Source organism: Cedecea sp., assembly GCF_036500665.1.
Lineage (GTDB): Bacteria > Pseudomonadota > Gammaproteobacteria > Enterobacterales > Enterobacteriaceae > Cedecea.
On sequence record NZ_DASYBS010000066.1, the window covers coordinates 1 to 1,786 of the forward strand.

At 56.6% G+C, this 1,786-nt stretch carries 2 protein-coding genes; one reads left to right on the forward strand and one right to left on the reverse strand.

The window, feature by feature from the left end; genetic code table 11:
• Positions 1-1,222: MFS transporter (locus VGM55_RS11720; protein ID WP_331635536.1), on the reverse strand; the 1,222-nt coding region annotated here is incomplete at its 3' end.
• A 95-nt stretch (positions 1,223-1,317) separates the two neighbouring features.
• On the opposite strand from VGM55_RS11720, the gene VGM55_RS11725 reads away from it, so the two are divergent.
• Positions 1,318-1,767, forward strand: coding sequence for a helix-turn-helix domain-containing protein (locus VGM55_RS11725; RefSeq protein WP_331635537.1), 450 nt, complete (start codon positions 1,318-1,320; stop codon positions 1,765-1,767).
• Positions 1,768-1,786 lie beyond the last annotated feature (19 nt).

A 1,786-nucleotide genomic window follows, 5' to 3' on the forward strand; every position in this document is an offset into this window, starting at 1 on the left:
CAGAGGCAGGCATACCACGCAATGTCAGTCGCCAGAACAACAAGGCACTTAGGCTAACGCTCGCACCGAGCCAACACACACCACTCCATCCAGCCCAGGCGTAAGCATGTGTGCTGGCAAAGGCACCCAGCCCACTACCAATGGCGTAGAACAACATGTAGCAACCGACCAATCGGCTGTGAGCCTGCGGATGGGCACTGAAAATCAGGCTCTGATTCAATACGTGAATGGCCTGACCAGCCAGATCGAGCAACACAATGCCAATAATCAGCCAGCCTACACCGTAACCCAACATGCTGAGTGGTACCCAAGCCACCACCAATAGCAACAGGCAAATACCGCTCGCCACCTGCCCTAAACCGCGATCGGCCAGATGCCCGGCACGCACCGCTGCCAGCGCGCCCACCGCGCCCACCAGACCAAACGCACCGATCACCGAATGCGAAAAGCTAAACGGGGCCTGGCTGAGTGGCAGCACCAGCGCACTCCAGAAAATGCTGAATGCCGCAAACATCAAAAGCGCCAGCATTCCGCGGATCTGCAACGTGCGATCACGCCATAACAACGTCAGCATTGATCGCAACAACGCTGGATAACTGAGCGTCGACGGCGGCGCGTATGGTGCAGGTAACAAACGCGCCAGTACCGGTAGCAGAATCAACGTTACCGCAGCAGAGAAAAAATAGACGGCTCGCCAACCCCCTATATCCGCCAGTGCGCCAGAAAGCGTTCGCGCCAGCAGCAATCCCAATACCACCCCTCCTTGTGCAGCACCCACCACTCGCCCACGCTCATGAGGAGCTGCCAATGTCGCGGCGAAGGCGACCAATCCCTGGGTCATGGCGGTACCCAGTAATCCCACCAGCAGCATACCGACCAGTAATAACGGGCTGCTGTCCGCCCAACCGACTACACAAAGTGCGGTAATCAGCAGCAGTTGCTGAACCGCCAACAGCCGATGGCGATTAACCCGATCGCCCAACGGCACCACCAGCAACAAGGCCAATGCGCAGCCTAACTGAGTGACGGTGATCACCATGCCCACCGACGCCAGGCTGATATGAAAATCCAGGGCAATGGCGTCCAGCAAAGGTTGAGCGTAATACACATTCGCCACGCTAAAAGCACTTGCCCCCGCCAACAACAACACCAACGAAGCGGGAAGCCGGCCCAGCACCTCTCCCTGTGACGTACAGTTCGGATCCAGTGCTTTATCACTCATCGTTCACTCCAAAGTGGTTTCATTATTAAACCCAATGAACTTTACGCACGGAGGTTTTATAATGCAACCAGATATCGCTGCAGGAAGGGAAAGCCATGAAACGTAAAAGTCTGGAAGATGCACAGTGCCCGGTGGCACGTACGCTGGATGTGATTGGTGACTGGTGGTCGCTGTTGATTGTGCGCGACGCCTTCGACGGTGTGCGCCGCTTCAGTGAGTTTCAAAAGGGGCTGGGGATGGCGAAGAATATTCTTTCCACCCGGCTACGCACCCTGGTGGCGCACGGAATTCTGGAGATTGCCCCTGCCTCGGACGGCAGTGCCTATCAGGAATATATTCTCACGGATAAGGGCCAAGCCCTGTTCCCGGTGATTGTCGGCCTGCGCCAGTGGGGGGAGGATTATCTGTTTGACGCACAAGAGGAAAGATCAACGCTGGTAGAAAGCGACACCCGCCAACCGATCCCGCGCATGACGCCAACCGGCAGCACCGGGCAAACACTCACGCCTCTTAATACCCGGGTTGTGAAGGTAAATGAGGCGTGAAGAGTAACGTGTTAGCACT

Bases quoted from the DNA above. Each gene is read 5' to 3' on its own strand.
- VGM55_RS11725 (WP_331635537.1), top strand. From the start codon at position 1,318: ATGAAACGTAAAAGTCTGGAAGATGCACAGTGCCCGGTGGCACGTACG.